A 16,079-nucleotide genomic window follows, 5' to 3' on the forward strand; every position below is an offset into this window, starting at 1 on the left:
AACCACCCCTTGGCGATCTGCAGTGCCCGCAGAAAAAAAGCCCCTGTGGTTCAGGGGCTTTTTTGTCAAGCGGCTGCCGCTTCCTCAGCTTCCGTGCCCGGCTCACTGCCGGCCTCCCTGACAAAGAACACTGACACGGCTCCCAGCGCCATAAACACACCCGCCAGCACAAGAATATAGATGGCCTGGTTGCCGAACAGCCCTGCCAGAATCGGCCCCGCCACCAGCGCGGACAATATCTGCGGCGCAGCGATGGTGAAATTGAAAATGCCCATATAGACACCGGTTTTATCCGCCGGCAAAGAATCGGAAAGAATCGCGTAGGGCATGGCCAGTATCGCCGCCCAGGCGATACCCACCCCCACCATCGGCAGCAGCAGACCGAGGGCGCCGCTGGGCACTGTCACCTCCGTGATCAACAGATTCACCGCCACCGGCTCGCCCCCCTGGAACAGCAGGAAGCTGATATAGCCGGCGCCGCCGGCCAGCAGCGACAGCGCGTAGGTGAGCTTGCGTCCCAGTGTATTGGCCACTTTCGCCAGCACAACGGAAAAGATGGCGGCAAACAACGAATAACCGGCAAAGAGGATACCTACCCAGTCGCCAGCGGCCCCCTTGGCTGCGGCGATATGCGCAGGCACCTGACCGACGCTCTCCAGATAGTGGGAGTCGAACCACTTGGCCTCCACACCCCAGACATGCTGAGTGATCGCGGGAGTGGTGTAGACCCACATGATAAAGAGCGCGAACCAAGAGAAGAATTGCACCACGGCCAGCTGGCGCATGGTCTTGGGCATGGTGATCAGCAACCGCAGGAAACCGCCAATCCGCTGGGACAGGGGCTTGTGCTCCGCCTGTGTGCGGGCCAGTTGTTCCGCGTCTATGCCCTTGTAGGCCGCATACTGCGCCGGTGGGTACTCTTTGGTGCGGATCACCGTCCACAATACAGACCCCAGCAGCACCGTGCCGCCAATATAAAAGGCCCAGATCACCGAGGGCGCCACTTCACCGGCGCGGGCGCTGTTTTCCAATCCGATGACATTGGTCAGTACAAACGGCAGTATCGAGCCGCACACAGCGCCGATATTGATCAGCAGCGACTGCACCGAGTAGCCCAAGGTGCGCTGCTCAGAAGGCACCATATCCGAAACCAAAGCGCGGAATGGCTGCATGGTGACGTTAAAGGCTGCATCCATCAGCGCCAGCATCACGCCGCCAAACAGTATCGGGGCGACAAAAGCCACCACGATACCGGCATTGGGCATCAATGCCATTCCCAGAGCAGCCGCTATGGCACCAAAAAGGATATAGGGGCTGCGGCGCCCGAAGCGGTTCCAGGTGCGATCGGAGGCAGAGCCGACAATCGGCTGCACAATCAGGCCCATCAGCGGCGCCACTATCCAAAAGAAGGACAGCGAGTGCAGGTCGGCGCCCAGATCGGAGAGGATACGGCTGGCGTTGGCATTTTGCAGTGCGAAACCGAACTGTACACCGAGAAAACCGAGGCTGACGTTCCAAACCTGCCAGAAAGGCAGACGAGGCTGTTGCACGGGCCGCACATCGGCGCCGGAAGCTGATTCAGTCATGGGGGTCACCGCTGATAACTGATTATGATTATGCGCGGATTGTGTCAGGAGTGTGAACGGGGGCCCTCCTCCCCCCTCAGGGGGGAGAAAGCTCCAGTGTTTCCAGGCAGCTTGCACCGCCCCGCTTGCCGCCATTAGCCGGCCGCGGAAGAAACTCCGATTTATGCCGCGAGCGGAACCTCAGTATCGCCACAGGTGCCACACCCGAGTTCCGGTGCACTATTTTGCGATCTCCCCCCAAACAGAGGGGGATATCACCCGCTCCGAAACACTACACAATCAAACTCGGGAAGTTGTAACCATAATCATTCGGAGCCCGCCATGAAACGCCTATCGACACTGCTGCTCGCACTCGCCTGTGCGTCCACCGCACACGCGGAGACCACCGTGGACCGGATAGAACCGCCCAGCTGGTGGACCGGCATGGCAGTGCCGGTCCTGCAGCTGATGCTGCACGGAGACGATATCGCCGAGCTAGAAGCACAGATCGACCACCCCGGCGTTACCCTGCTGGACACCCAGCGCACGGAAAACCCCAACTATCTGTTTATCAATCTGCAGCTGTCCCCGGAGGCAAAACCGGGCCAAATGGCAATCACCCTGTTTCACCGCCGCGAAACAGAGGCCGTCGTCAACTACCAACTAAATAGACGCACACCTGGCTCCGCCGAGCGCCGCGGTTTCGACGCCACGGACGCTATATACCTAATCACCCCGGACCGGTTTGCCAATGGCAACCCGGCTAACGACCGCAGCGCTGATATGCTTGAGGGGCCAGACCGCAAACATCCCGGCGGCCGTCACGGCGGCGATATCGCCGGTATGCGCGCACATCTCGACTATATTGCGGACATGGGTTTCACCCAGATCTGGCCCAATCCCCTGCTGGAAAATAACCAACCGGCCTACTCCTACCACGGCTACTCCGCCACCGATCACTACCGCATAGACCCGCGCTTCGGCAGCAACGAAGACTTCCGCGAATTCGTCACCGCCGCGCGGGAAAAAGGGCTGGGCGTCATCCAGGATGTTGTACTCAACCATATCGGCGACCATCACTGGTGGATGCGCGACCTGCCCGCTGGCGACTGGCTGAACGGCCGAGCTACTGAAAAGAATGGATACCGGATAACCAACCACGCCCGCTTCACCCACGTAGACCCCTACGCGAGTGAATACGATAAAGAAGGTTTTACCGAGGGCTGGTTCGTGGACTCCATGCCGGATCTGAATCAGCGCAACCCCCTGGTAGCCAACTACCTGATCCAAAACAGCCTCTGGTGGATCGAATACGCGGGGCTCTCCGGAATCCGCGCCGACACCTATGCCTATTCCGATGCGGATTTCCTGCAGCAATGGGCGGCGCGTATCCGGCGTGAATACCCGAACTTCAATATTGTCGGCGAAGAGTGGACCCGCAATCCGGCGCTGGTGGCCCACTGGCAGCGGAGCGAAAGCGAGCCGGTCACCGGCGGGCGACTGAAAAGTATGATGGACTTTCCCATCTTTTACGCGCTGCGTGAAGGACTGGCCCAGAGCGACAGCTGGGAGAGCGGCCTGACACGTCTCTACGAAGGATTGGCCAATGACTTTCTCTACCCGCAACCCAACCGCCTGGTGATCTTCGGCGGCAACCACGATACCAGCCGCCTTTTCAGCGCACTGGATGAAGACCCCGCACTGTTCAAAATGGCCGTCGCCTATATTGCCACCATGCGCGGCATACCGCAGTTCTTCTACGGCGATGAAATACTTATGCGAAGCCCCAAACAACGCGACGACGGCATAGTGCGCAGCGACTTCCCCGGCGGCTGGGCCGACGACAAGCGCAACGCCTTCACCGGCAAGGGACTGAGCAAACCGCAGAAAACCGCCCAGGACATGGTGCGCAAGCTGTTCAGCTGGCGCAAGCAGACACCGGCAGTGCACAGCGGAAAACTGAAACACTTTGCGCCCGAAAATGGCACCTATGTCTATTTCCGCTACGACGACAAGAAAAAAATTATGGTGGCCATCAATAAGTCAGACCAAGCGAAGAAACTGGACATGAAGCGATTTGCCGAAGTGATCGACGGCGAGACCCACGGCACCGATGTGATCAGCGGTCGGCGTTATACACTGGCAAATCTGACCCTTCCCGCCCGGGATGTACTGGTGTTGGACTTACACTAATTAAACAACAAAAACCGAACCGATGATGAAACAGACACTCATACTGCGCGGTTGCGCTTTACTTATCCTACTGTACAGCACTCTGGCCAACTCAGCGGATCTACGGCAATACCGGGAACACCAGTTAAAGAAAAACGCTCTCACCGTCTACACCAGTGACGGCAGTGTCACCCTGACGCCGTTGAGTAAAGCGGCCATGGAAGTCCACTACACACGGGAGGGCATGAAACAGCTGCCCTCTTTCGCCATCGATTACTCGCGGCAACGCAGTGTGAAAACAAAGCTGGCCGAAACTGAGAGCACACTGACCTACAGCACCGCCGATCTCACCGCGGTTATCCACAAGTCGCCGTTTCGCATCGAGTACCTGCACCGGCAAACGCCGTTGATCGGCGAGGAAATCGGTTTCTTCATCAATGAGACCATGCGCGGCTTCCGCTTTGCGCTGTCACCGCAAGAAAAGCTGCTCGGCGGCGGTGAGAGAGCGCTGGGTATGGACCGCCGCGGTCACCGCCTTCCCCTGTACAACAAGGCCCACTACGGCTACACCACCGAATCGGAGCAGATGTATTTCTCCCTGCCGGCAATCCTTTCCAGCAACAAATACATACTGCTGTTTGACAACTCCGCCACAGGCACACTGGACCTGGGGGCAAGTGAGGAAAATGTACTGCAGTTCGAAGCGACCGCCGGACGCACCTCCTACATCATCATCAGCGGCGAAAGCTATCCGCAACTGATTGAACACTATGTGGACGTCACAGGCCCGCAACCGATGCCGCCGCGCTGGGCACTGGGCAATTTTGCCTCCCGCTTCGGCTACCATACGGAACAGGAAGTGCGTGCCACCGTGGATAAGTTTGCCGAAGAAGACTTTCCGCTGGACGCAGTAGTACTGGATCTCTACTGGTTCGGCCCCGATATCCAGGGCCATATGGGCAATCTGTCTTGGGATAGAGAAGCCTTCCCGGAACCGGAAAAAATGATGGAGGATTTCCGCCAGCGCGGTATCAACACCATTCTGGTAACAGAGCCTTTTATCCTCACCACTTCCAAGCGCTGGGATGAAGCGGTGGCTGCCGACGCACTGGCGAAAAATCTGGCCGGGCAACCCAAGCGTTTCGATTTCTACTTCGGCAATACCGGACTGGTCGACGTCTTCTCCGACAAAGCCGGCGACTGGTTTTGGAATATCTACGACGGCCTCCTGCAACAGGGCGTGGCTGGCTGGTGGGGCGACCTGGGAGAGCCGGAGGTACACCCCTCGGACACAGTGCACACCATCGGCACCGCCGACGAAATCCACAACGCCTACGGCCACCGTTGGGCGCAGTTACTGTTTGAAAGACAAACCGCGAAATACCCCGAGCGCCGCCCCTTTATCATGATGCGCGCCGGTTTCGCCGGCTCCCAACGCTTTGGCATGATCCCCTGGACCGGCGACGTGGCCCGCGAATGGGGCGGCCTCCAGTCTCAGATGGAGCTTTCCCTTTCTATGAGCCTGCTCGGCTTCAGCTACACCCACTCAGACCTGGGCGGCTTTGCCGGTGGTGAAAAGTTCGATCGCGAACTTTATATCCGCTGGCTGCAGTACGGCGTTTTCCAGCCCGTTTACCGCCCCCACGCCCAGGAGCATATCGCTCCCGAGCCGGTATTCCACGATCGCAAGACCAGAAATATCCTGCGCGAATACGTGAAACTCCGCTACCGCCTGCTGCCCTACAACTACACGCTGGCGTTTGAGAACAGCCAGACCGGCATGCCGCTGATGCGCCCGCTCTTCTTCGAAGACGAAAACAACCCAGAGCTGATCGATTACAAAGATGCCTACCTGTGGGGCCGGGACTTCCTGGTTGCACCGATAACTGAAGCCGATATCGACGAGATGGAGGTGAAATTGCCCGGCGGCGTCTGGTTCGATTACTGGAATGACGACCAATACATTGGCGATACCGCAAATGTGGAAGTGGACCTGAAAACCATCCCGGTATTAGTGCGTGCGGGAGCCTTTATCCCCACCATCAGCGACATCGACAACACCCGCGGTTACACCAGCGCAAAACTGACACTGGACTACTACGCCCATCCGAGTGCAGTGACCTCCAGCGGCTATATCTATGAAGACGACGGCAAAACCGTCAATGCCTTTGCCCGCGGCCAATATGAAAAACTGGACTTTTCCGCCAGCCGCAATAGCGACGGCATTACATTCAATTTCAATCGTACCGGCGGCGGCTATCAAGGCATGCCGGAACAGCGCCATATCACGCTGAAAATTCACAACTGGCAACAAGCTCCAGCCGCGATAGCGGCCGATGGGCAGGAGCTAGCACTGTTCCAACGTGAAAAGGACTTCTCTCGCGCGACCGAGGGCGCTTGGTACGACAAACGCAACGACCAGCTGCTGGTGAAATTTTCCTGGGAAAAACAGCCGTTACAACTGGCCGTCAAGAACCAGTAACAAATACATAGGCAAAAGTAGCGATGAAAAAAATTCAATCTCTTTTTACCGCGGCACTGCTCGCCACCGCGGCGGGCTGTGCAGACGACCCCAGCAACAGTGCGGAAAGAAAGCCTGAATCACTAGCGGAGGAAAAACCGGTAATCTACCAGGTAATGACCCGTCTGTACGGCAACACCAACCCCACCAACAAACCCTGGGGTACCCTAGAAGAAAACGGCGTAGGCAAATTCAATGACTTTACGCCGGAAGTGCTCGGAGAAATCCGCGACCTGGGCGCCAACTATATCTGGTACACCGGCGCCCTGCACCATGCACTTGTAGGAGACTACACCGAGTACGGCATCGGCAACGACGACCCGGACGTCGTCAAGGGCCGCGCCGGTTCACCCTATGCCATCAAAGACTACTACAGCGTAAACCCCGATCTGGCGGAAAACCCCGCCCAACGCCTCGACGAATTCCGCGCGCTAATCGAAAGGAGTCACGAGCAGGGACTCAAGGTCATTATTGATATTGTTCCGAATCATGTGGCCCGCGCCTATCACTCCGTACAAAAACCAGAGGGCGTGCGGGATTTCGGCGCGGACGATGACACCTCCGTGACCTATGCCCGGAACAACAACTTTTATTACGTGATCGGCGAAGACTTTAAAGTTCCAGAAAGCAACGACTACAAACCGCTGAATGGCGAGCCCCACCCACTGGTGGATGGAAAGTTCCACGAGAGCCCGGCCAAGTGGACCGGCAATGGTGCCCGCGCCGCACAACCGGATATCAACGACTGGTACGAGACCGTCAAGATCAACTTCGGTGTGCGCCCGGATGGCAGCAAGGACTTCCCCGAACTCAGCGCCGAATTCGCGCAAAAGGATTACAAGGCCCACGCCGAATTCTGGGCCGACAAAGATGTGCCGGACACCTGGAAGAAATTCCGCAATATCGCCGATTACTGGCTCAGCTTCGGCGTGGACGGCTTCCGCTATGATATGGCCGGCATGGTCCCGGTGGAGTTCTGGAGCTACCTGAACTCATCGATCAAGATGAAAAAACCGGATGCGCTGCTGCTCGCGGAGATCTATACCCCCGAGCGCTACCGCGACTATATTCACCAGGGCAAGATGGACTACCTCTACGACAAGGTGGGCACCTACGATACCCTGCGCGCGATTATGGCCGGTAATGAAAGCACCGACGCCCTGGTGCCGCTGCAGCAAGGCCTCGCGGATATAGCGCCGCATATGCTGCACTTTATGGAAAACCACGATGAACAGCGCATCGCCAGCGGCGCGTTCGCCGGCAATGCCGAAGCTGGCAAACCGGCAATGTTAGTTTCCGCCACCATTTCTGCAGCACCCACCCTGGTTTACTTTGGCCAGGAACTGGGGGAAGCCGCCGCTGAAGATGCCGGCTTCGGCAAAGCCTCCCGCACCACCATCTTCGACTACTGGTCTGTACCCAGCGTGCGCCGCTGGCTGCTGGGTGAATCCACCGAGCAGGAAAAACAACTGCGCGATTTCTACAAACGCCTGATGAACTTCTCTGCCGCCAGCCCGGCACTGCGCGGTAACTATCTGGAAATTCACAGTTATAACCGCGAACACAATCGGGATTATGACGGGCAGCTATTCGCATTCGCGCGCTGGACAGAAGGCGAAAAACTGCTGGTAGTGGCTAACTTCGGAAAGGAAAGCAAAGATGTGACACTGCGGTTGCCAGAGACACTGTTACAGCAATGGCGATTAAGAGATGGCACATACAGGCTTACCGACCAGCTCAGCACTGCGGAAAGCACCCTTGTGATTTCCCGGGAGGAAACGAAGATTCCCCTGCAGATCGCACCACTATCCGGCTATATCTTACGCTTAAACCTATAAGCAGATCTATTTTCATAGGTGCGTTTTGGACTTCGGAGTGCTCAGGCAATGGGGTAGATATATAGGTGGCTTTAGATGCTGAACTCCCCTATTACTGGCTAATTTTGACCTTCACATAACAATAAAAACGTCAAAGCGGCTAAGCCCACAAAAACATCACAACAGGAGTAAATAATGAGATATATCAAAAAACTAATCGCTGCACTGGGACTATGTTTCAGCAGCACGGGATTTGCCGCTACCGAAGGCAATACGTACAAACTATACTTTTTGGGCGGCCAGTCGAACATGGAGGGTTTCGGCTATACCAATGAACTACCAAAAGGGGAATTTAAAATTAATGACAGGGTAAAAATTTTTTCTGGACAGCCGGCCCTGGACAACCAAACTCATGGTGGCGTCGGCTTGTGGCAAACTCTAGAACCGGGTTTTGGTACAGGTTTTAAAACCGACGGTAAGAAAAACATACTTTCCGGACGCTTTGGCCCCGAGCTCTTTTTTGGTCAAGTGATGGCCAGCACCTATCCGCAAGAGCGCATTGCCATTATTAAATACGCTGCCGGTGGCACAGGTCTGGCCCAAGGCGTAGGGTATGGAAACTGGCATCCGGACTTCAACGAAGGTGCGGGACTAAATCAATACGACCACGCCTTAAAAACCATACGAAACGCTTTTGCAAATCGCGATATAGATGGCGACGGTGCTCCCGACACCCTGATTCCTTCAGGGATTGTTTGGATGCAAGGAGAGGCCGATGCCTATGACAGCCAGGCTGCCGCCGATGCCTACCGTGCTAACCTTCAGCGCTTAATGGATTTACTGCGGGCCACGCTGCGCGTGGATGACCTGCCCGTGGTCATTGGCAAAATCACCGACTCAGGAATGAGTGAAGACGGGAGCGTAATGGACTACATCAAAACGGTACAAGATGCTCAGCAAGACTACGTAAAAAGTGATACCTGCGCAGCCTACATGACTGCCACGAAAGACTTCGGTTACCTAGATGACGGCTGGCATTACAACACCGAAGGCGTTATTCGCATGGGCGCTGAATTTGCCAAAACGATGAGTAAACTGGAAGCGAAATGTGGTAAATAATGCTCCGAGGTATGTAAGTATTTGATTATACATGCAGGGTATACTGTAAATATGGATACCCTGCATGAAAAAGTACAATTATTGATTGACCCCAGAATTAATATGGAAATAAACGAGTTTCAAAAATCTGAAAACCTGTCAATCTCCATGATATTGGCTGTCATCTATCCGCTGTAACTCTCAGCAATTGTCCACAGACCGCTTCCGCATGACGATTTCTTCTCATTTTGAAAGGTTAGATGTCATTTTCAAGTTCTTCATACATTTTGCTTTGATAGTAGGTACACTAACTAGTATGAACAATCCCTAAAATGCAACTATGCCCAGCCGTCAAATTCCACGCCCCAGGCACCACCACCCACCTGTTTCATTTTTTATCGCCACATTGATCTGGTGTACCGCGTAAATACAGGGAAGAGAGGCTTCCCTAGTATTCCCCACATTCGAGGCAGTGTAGACTGTAAGTCATTGTCCGGTCGTTGACTTCCACCAGGTAGTCGCCGACGACAGGGGTATAGATATCCGCCCCGGTTCGATCGAGCGTTCCATCGGCTCCGCTATCGCCGTAGTTCTGACGCCAATCCCCGTAGACATCGAACTTAAATCGCTGATCCGCCTGACCATCAAAGGAAACCGAAATCTGCCAGGTATGGTCGGCAACAAGAGCCATGGTGTCCACGCCCCAACCATTCGCGGTACCGCGGAAATATAGTTGCGGAAAATTCTGCGCGGCACACTCTCTGCAGGGAGCAGCTACAGCGCCGCCATGAATAGCCGCGGCAGAATTGGCGGCGATATTGAAGGTCGCGTAACCCTTGCCATCAACGGTAATCATATGACCGCTGCAAGCGTCGTCGCCGGCAAGCACGTTGCAGTATTCCCCGGCAGGCAAGCCTGTGTACAAGGTTTGATTGAGCTGGCCGGACTCATTATTGATCACCACAAAACCCTTATTGCCACGGCCAAAGGCGATCTGGTTATTGCCGTTATCCCACCAATTGGTCATCGCTGTGCCATCCACAAAATTGCGGAAGCCAACCATATTGGCAATATTGCCCCACCGGTGCTGACACACCCAGGCACTGTTGGTACAGCCCTGCGGGCCAGTGGCGGGTGGGCCGATGTCGGTATTTGTAAATCTGTAACCGGACATCACTTTGGGATAGCCATAGGGGTGTGCAAGCATAAAAACATTGGCGAGGTTGTATTTTGCTCCATCCTTGTAAGTGAGATTGCCGCCACCACCATGGCCCCGTTCGCGATCGTGGTTATCGACAAAGTTGACCGCTTTATACGACGGCAACAATCCCCAGGACTCACCGATACTGGCAAGGTATTTGATCTGACCGTTAAAGTTACTGGCCAGGTCGGTGCCGTATTTAAATTCAGTCACATGGCCCAGGTAGGTATAATTTCCCGGCTGAATTTCCGCCGCTTCACCCGCCGCACCAATCACTTCGGAAAAGACCCAGGGGTTGCCGGCCTTATTGAGAATCGCCTGCAGGTCTCCCGGCGCCATATGCTTGACCGCGTCCACGCGGAAACCGTCCACCCCCATGCCCTTCAGCTTATTGAAGTAGGCCGCCAATCGATCCTGTACATAACCGGAACCCGTATTCAGATCTGGCAGCCCGCTGAGCCGGCAATTCCACACGTTATAGGCATCACCGTAGTTGCTGACGGTGCAATCAGAGTGGTAATCCTGTGGCGAGAACTCCGGGTGATTGGTCACCGACCAGGGCGTCCCTCCCCAACCAGTGCCGCCCTGGTTCCAGGCAGCGGTGTGATTTATCACCATATCCGCGTAGACCTTCACCCCAGCGGCGTGACAGCGCTGAATCATGCTCGCCAGCTCCGCTTCGGTGCCACTGCGACTGGTGAGATTGGTATAGGTCACCGGCTGATAGCGCGCCCACCAAGTATCCAGGCTGATATGCTCCTGCGGCGGGGATATCTGCACGGCATCGAATCCCTTGGGGCCGAGGAAATTTTCACACTCGCTGGCAATATCATTCCAGCGCCATTCAAACAGATGCACAAACGCGGTACCCGCACTGGCATTACCGGCAGATAGTGCGCCCAGCGCGAGGCCCACACCACTGAGCCAACACCTGAATCCCTGTGGTTTTTTCATCGTAATTTTCCTTTTCTCTTTTGGGGGGAATCTCTGGTTAATTTGTATAAACGCGCTATAGCGATATTTAGACGCTATCTAGAAAACAAAACTACTGGTGAACTTCTGATTGATTGCTGCTTGGGCTTTAAAGGTGCGCTGCACCGAGACAAATAGCGCAACTGATAGCGCCGTGGATTTTCCAATCCGACGAGACACCTTTTGCGGAACAGGAAAATAGTAGACTGGGGAAGGCAAGCAGCCGGAGCTGAGCGCCGGGAAAGGGATTATTCATCGCTCTGTACCATTATTATTTTTTAGATTTATTGACCGAGCAGCGCGGTACAGCAATGGCTCCGGCTTGTGACAACAGCAGCTTCACAGCCTAGATGGGGATAAAGACGGAACACATCCTCCCCCAAAGGGGGCGTAGTGGAAAATTATGACAGAGATCGCCTTTTGTGCCCGAAAGATGAAGGCCCTCACAGAAAAACGCCGCACAAGGCGGCGGAAGTCAGAAGAGAGGATGGCGATATAAAAAGGAACAATAATTAAGGAACCTCTGATTAATTCGCGCGAACACTCTGGTAGCTTCCGGGGCGCTCAGGCAATAGGACGGGAATTTCGAAAACGCACGAGTACTTCCCTGTAGCTCCGACGGATACATCCCTGTATCCGACGGAGCTACAGGCGAGTATTCGTGTATTCACATTGCCTGAGCGCCCCTGAAACAACTACAGCGGTCAGACGAATGAATCACAGGCGCCTTAATGGCTGTTTGCGGCCTGTCCCAGCAACAGGAGATCGAACTCCGTATCAAACGCCACCCGGCCGTTCTTAACCACCGCCTCACGACCGGAATAAAAATCCTTCACTCGTGTACCTTCGGCAAACAAACCGTATACCGGCAGGGATTTTTTCCCGGTGCCAGTACCGATAGATACCAGCACGGATGCTTCTCCCTCCAGCGTGCGGGCAAAAGTGTAGGGCTTGTCCTGCAGTTTTCTGTGCACCCCGGCACCGACTGCCGGGTGCGCCTGGCGGAATTGGCCCAGCTTGCGCCAGTGATCCAGAACCTCACGTTTTTCCGTCTTTTCGAGGTCGCTCCAGTTCATCGGCGTGCGCAGCTGGGCGTCCCCTTCTGCATCACTGGCCATCAGAGGCCGAGCCACTTCGTCGCCGTAATAGATTTGCGCCGCGCCCGGCGCCAGTAACAACTTGAGCGCTGCCTCCCGCGGCCGTTGGCGTTCGCGGTCGAAAGAGTGCGCATCGTCGTGTGAAGTGAGGTAATTGAGTACATTCAAGCCACCGAGCGCCCCGCCGTGCAGCATTTTCGAATAACTGGAGAAGATAGATTCCATATCTTCTTTTGCGGCGCGCGCAGTCATATCGAAATTGATCAGGCTATCGAAGCCATAGTCGAAGAAGTCCACCTTGCGATCACCGAAATCGTATTCGCGCCCGCCGGTGATACCGTAGCCGTAAACTTCCCCGATCATATAAAAATCGCGGTCATCGAGTTTTTTGTCCGGGTTGCGCTTCTTCCAATCCGCCAGCGCGAGGCTCGCCTCCCTCTTCAGCACTTGCCAAACCTCCGGCTCCACATGCTTGACGGTGTCCACCCGGAAGCCGTCCACGCCGTACTCACGCACCCAGTCAGTAATCCACTTCACCAGATAGTATTTCGGTGCGCGCGGATAACCGGTGCGCTGGAAAAAGGCTTCCAGTTCCGCCTGCTCCTGTTCGAGGCGCCCCTCGGCTTTCCATTTGTCGACCAGCTGTGGCGGCAGCGCCACCGGCTTTTCATCCTCTGTACGGATATCCGGCAGGTTTTTGACCAGCGTGCAGGACACCGTGCCAGAAAAACCACTCCAGTCGCAGACCGGCTCCGCACGCACCCAGGATTCCGGCCAGAGCGGGTCCTTATCTGTCACCGGGCCCGTGTGGTTGACGATCACATCGAGCAGCACGCGGATGCCGTGACGATGGGCCGTTTCGATCAGCTCCGCCAGCTTTGCCTCGCTGCCGAAATTCCGGTCCACGCTGGTCCAGTCCTTGGGCCAATAACCGTGAAAAGCGTAAGTGCGGCCGGTGCCTTCGTCAGTGGCGCCGTGGATCTGCTCGTAAACCGGGGACATCCACAGGGCATCTACCCCCAGTGCGTTGAAATACCCCTGGTTCAGCTTATCGATAACCCCCTGCAGATCGCCGCCGTGAAAACCGCGCAAGGGCGCAGCGTCATTCCCGCGGCCGTAGGACAAATCGTTTTCCGGATCGCCATTGGCAAAGCGGTCCGGCAGCAGGAAGTAAACAGTAGCGTTGCGCCAGAAAGCGTCTGCGTTGGTATCCGCGACAGCGTCTGCATCCCTCTCCGCGCAGGCACTTGAACACAGCAGCAAAGCTGCGCATAAGCTGGCAAATTTCCTCATTATTCTCTCTGCTCATTGATCGCAATTTGGTCAATGCAACTTTAGCGACCCGTCTCTGTCCCACATCCTCCACCCCGGGGGCGTAGGCCGCTCTATTGCCCCGCGCGCTGTCACCGAGCCTGGAACACGCCGCCGGGCCCTGGTGACGCTGAGACTGTGCCGGTCGAAAGCTTTGCGGCCCGCGCCTGTGCGGAGTAATGTAGCTACACTGAATTCTGCGTCACAGGAAACCGCTAATCGGCAGCGCGGTCCAACAGTCAAACCTCAGCTACAGGAGGCAGGGAATGTCGGAAATCAGTCGACCCAGTGGATCATCGGCCTGGTTGTCTTTGCAGCGGTAGCGGCGGGCGCCTACTGGTTTTGGTCCGCAGACAAAACAGAGGCGCCACCCAAGGCGGTAATAGAAGAGCCGGCGCCAGAGCCCGAACCTATGCCCGAAATCGCGGCACCACCGCCCCCGGAACCGGCACCCGTGCCCGAGCCCGAGAAGGGGCCGCCCCCGGCCCTGAACGAGAGCGACGAAGCCGCATACCGGGATCTGATGAGTCTCGCTCCCGACGGCGCCCTGGCCAAGTGGCTGGTGCCCGATGAAGTGGTGCGCAAGTGGGTAGCCGCAGTCAACGCCGCCTCCCGCGGCGAGCTGATCCACAAACACCGTCCCCTAAAAACCATCAAAGGGCCAATCGCGATCACCGAGGCAGGTCCCACCGGCATAGAATTGTCCCCGGAGAACTACCGCCGCTATGATCAAGCGGTGCGCCTCTTCTCCATGATGGACACCGACACCGCCGTGGAAATCTACCGCTATTGGTACCCGCGCCTGGCCCAGGCCTATGCCGAGCTGGGTATCAGAAATAAGAATTTCCACCAAGAAGTCATGGAGGCCATCGACAAGGTTCTGGCGGCGCCGGCAGCAGAGGAGCCTATCCAGCTGGTGCGCCCTTCTGTCTACTACAAATTCGCCGATCCCGAGCTGGAAAAGCTGCCCGGACTGCACAAACTGATGATCCGTATGGGGCCGGATAACGCCGCGCGGGTCAAGGAAAAACTGCGGGAGCTGAAAGCGGCATTGGAGCAGATTCCGCTGCAACAATCCGAATAGTCACCACCTGAAGCCACGGCACAGGGTTTGTGCTAATCTCCTCCACAGCGGCCGCTGCCGGCCGGAAGGTTGAACCCGGCCGCTGCGGTACGAAAACAACAAGAAGATCCATTCCAGCCGAGGAGAGAAAATGCAGGCCGAGCAGACTACTGTCTTTGTTGTCGTAGACCCCAATGACGAAAAACATGTGGCGCTGGAGCGCGCCCTGATCATCGCCAAGCTCCGCAACCCCCAACCCAAACTGGTCATCTTCGTCGCCGTGGACGGCGAGGCGGTAGACACGCGCGCGGTCAACGACCACCTGTTCCGCGACGAAACCTGGTTCCGTGAAAAAATCCGCCAGCCTGCGGAAGACGCTGGCGTGGAGCATGAACTCCTGGTGTGCTGGTCCAGTGACTGGCAGGGTTCCATTATTCAGGAATCAAAGCGCTATAACGCCGAAATGATTTACCTGCCGCTCCACCCGAAAACCAACCGCCGTTGGACTTTCGCCGAATCCAAGTGGGAAGTACTCAAGAAAGCCAAATGCCCGGTGGTGCTGATCCGTCCCGGCGCCAAAGACAGCCGTCAAGTTGTCCTGGCCACGGTCAACTACCAAGCCCAGACATCGCAGCAACGTCAACTCAACCGGCAGATCACCGAGCGCGCCAACTATATCACCAGCTGTTATGAAGGCGCTGAACTCCACCTGGTGAACGCATACCTGGACTCCATGCTCTACCCAGACCGCGGCGCCCTGGCCAAACTTGCGGATAAGACCGGCGTACCCACCAGCCGCATTCACGTGAGGCAGGGCTATACCAACGAAGTGGTCGCCCAGGTGGCGAAAGAAATCGATGCGGACCTTGTGGTGATGGGCACCCTGAACCAGTATGGCGCCACCGGCTCACTACTGCGGGGCAATACCGCGGAGCGAGTGATCGCCTCCCTGGATACAGATGTGATGGTTTGTAACGAATTCACCACAACGACCAAGTGAACCTCACCCAAAGCGCTCCACTCACTGATTAGACAAGAGCGCCTCTCGCAAGCCAGTCAGTCAAACCCGCTGACTGGCATTTCTTCCCCCGGCACTAACCCTCCACCGAATGTGGTCAAAAGTCACCCACTACAGAGGTACAGCCTTCCGTTTGTTGTCGGCCTTCTGTTGCCCCCTCACTGTAAGAAGCACCGGGTTTTCCAGGGCATAGAAGGCGACGACCAACCCTGTCTACGCCCTTAGAGGGGAGGAGGGTTGCAAC

At 56.2% G+C, this 16,079-nt stretch carries 9 protein-coding genes; 6 read left to right on the plus strand and 3 right to left on the minus strand.

Going from position 1 to position 16,079, the window contains the following annotated elements:
* Window positions 1-65 precede the first annotated feature (65 nt).
* On the minus strand, window positions 66-1,586 hold the full coding sequence (locus BM155_RS16090) for an MFS transporter (RefSeq protein ID WP_074904281.1): 1,521 nt from the start codon (window positions 1,584-1,586) through the stop codon (window positions 66-68).
* A gap of 321 nt (window positions 1,587-1,907) precedes the next feature.
* On the opposite strand from BM155_RS16090, the gene BM155_RS16095 reads away from it, so the two are divergent.
* The 4 genes from BM155_RS16095 (at window position 1,908) to BM155_RS16110 (ending at window position 9,194) form a co-directional block, all read left to right on the plus strand.
* On the plus strand, window positions 1,908-3,758 hold the full coding sequence (locus BM155_RS16095) for a glycoside hydrolase family 13 protein (protein WP_074904284.1): 1,851 nt from the start codon (window positions 1,908-1,910) through the stop codon (window positions 3,756-3,758).
* 25 nt (window positions 3,759-3,783) lie between these two features.
* Window positions 3,784-6,219 (plus strand): glycoside hydrolase family 31 protein, encoded by a 2,436-nt coding sequence (locus BM155_RS16100; protein WP_254773215.1) that lies wholly within the window; start codon window positions 3,784-3,786, stop codon window positions 6,217-6,219.
* Between the two features lie 23 nt (window positions 6,220-6,242).
* The gene (locus tag BM155_RS16105; protein WP_074904289.1) at window positions 6,243-8,096 is read left to right on the plus strand and encodes an alpha-amylase family glycosyl hydrolase; all 1,854 of its coding nucleotides are present in this window, start codon (window positions 6,243-6,245) and stop codon (window positions 8,094-8,096) included.
* A gap of 174 nt (window positions 8,097-8,270) precedes the next feature.
* A complete protein-coding gene (locus BM155_RS16110; protein WP_067155733.1) occupies window positions 8,271-9,194 on the plus strand; it encodes a sialate O-acetylesterase in 924 nt (307 codons plus the stop codon).
* Between the two features lie 427 nt (window positions 9,195-9,621).
* Here the strand turns inward: BM155_RS16110 and BM155_RS16115 are convergent, their stop codons facing one another.
* The gene (locus BM155_RS16115) at window positions 9,622-11,328 is read right to left on the minus strand and encodes an alpha amylase C-terminal domain-containing protein (RefSeq protein ID WP_067155736.1); all 1,707 of its coding nucleotides are present in this window, start codon (window positions 11,326-11,328) and stop codon (window positions 9,622-9,624) included.
* A gap of 746 nt (window positions 11,329-12,074) precedes the next feature.
* Entirely contained in the window at window positions 12,075-13,736 is a 1,662-nt protein-coding gene (locus BM155_RS16120; RefSeq protein ID WP_074904292.1) for an alpha-amylase family glycosyl hydrolase, read from the minus strand.
* A gap of 430 nt (window positions 13,737-14,166) precedes the next feature.
* On the opposite strand from BM155_RS16120, the gene BM155_RS16125 reads away from it, so the two are divergent.
* Both BM155_RS16125 and BM155_RS16130 read left to right on the plus strand, forming a co-directional pair.
* Entirely contained in the window at window positions 14,167-14,838 is a 672-nt protein-coding gene (locus BM155_RS16125) for a DUF3014 domain-containing protein (RefSeq protein WP_254773216.1), read from the plus strand.
* 130 nt (window positions 14,839-14,968) lie between these two features.
* Entirely contained in the window at window positions 14,969-15,817 is an 849-nt protein-coding gene (locus BM155_RS16130) for a universal stress protein (RefSeq protein WP_067155745.1), read from the plus strand.
* Window positions 15,818-16,079: the final 262 nt, after the last annotated feature.

Origin of the sequence: Microbulbifer thermotolerans (genome assembly GCF_900112305.1) — a bacterium.
Taxonomy (GTDB): Bacteria; Pseudomonadota; Gammaproteobacteria; order Pseudomonadales; family Cellvibrionaceae; genus Microbulbifer; species Microbulbifer thermotolerans.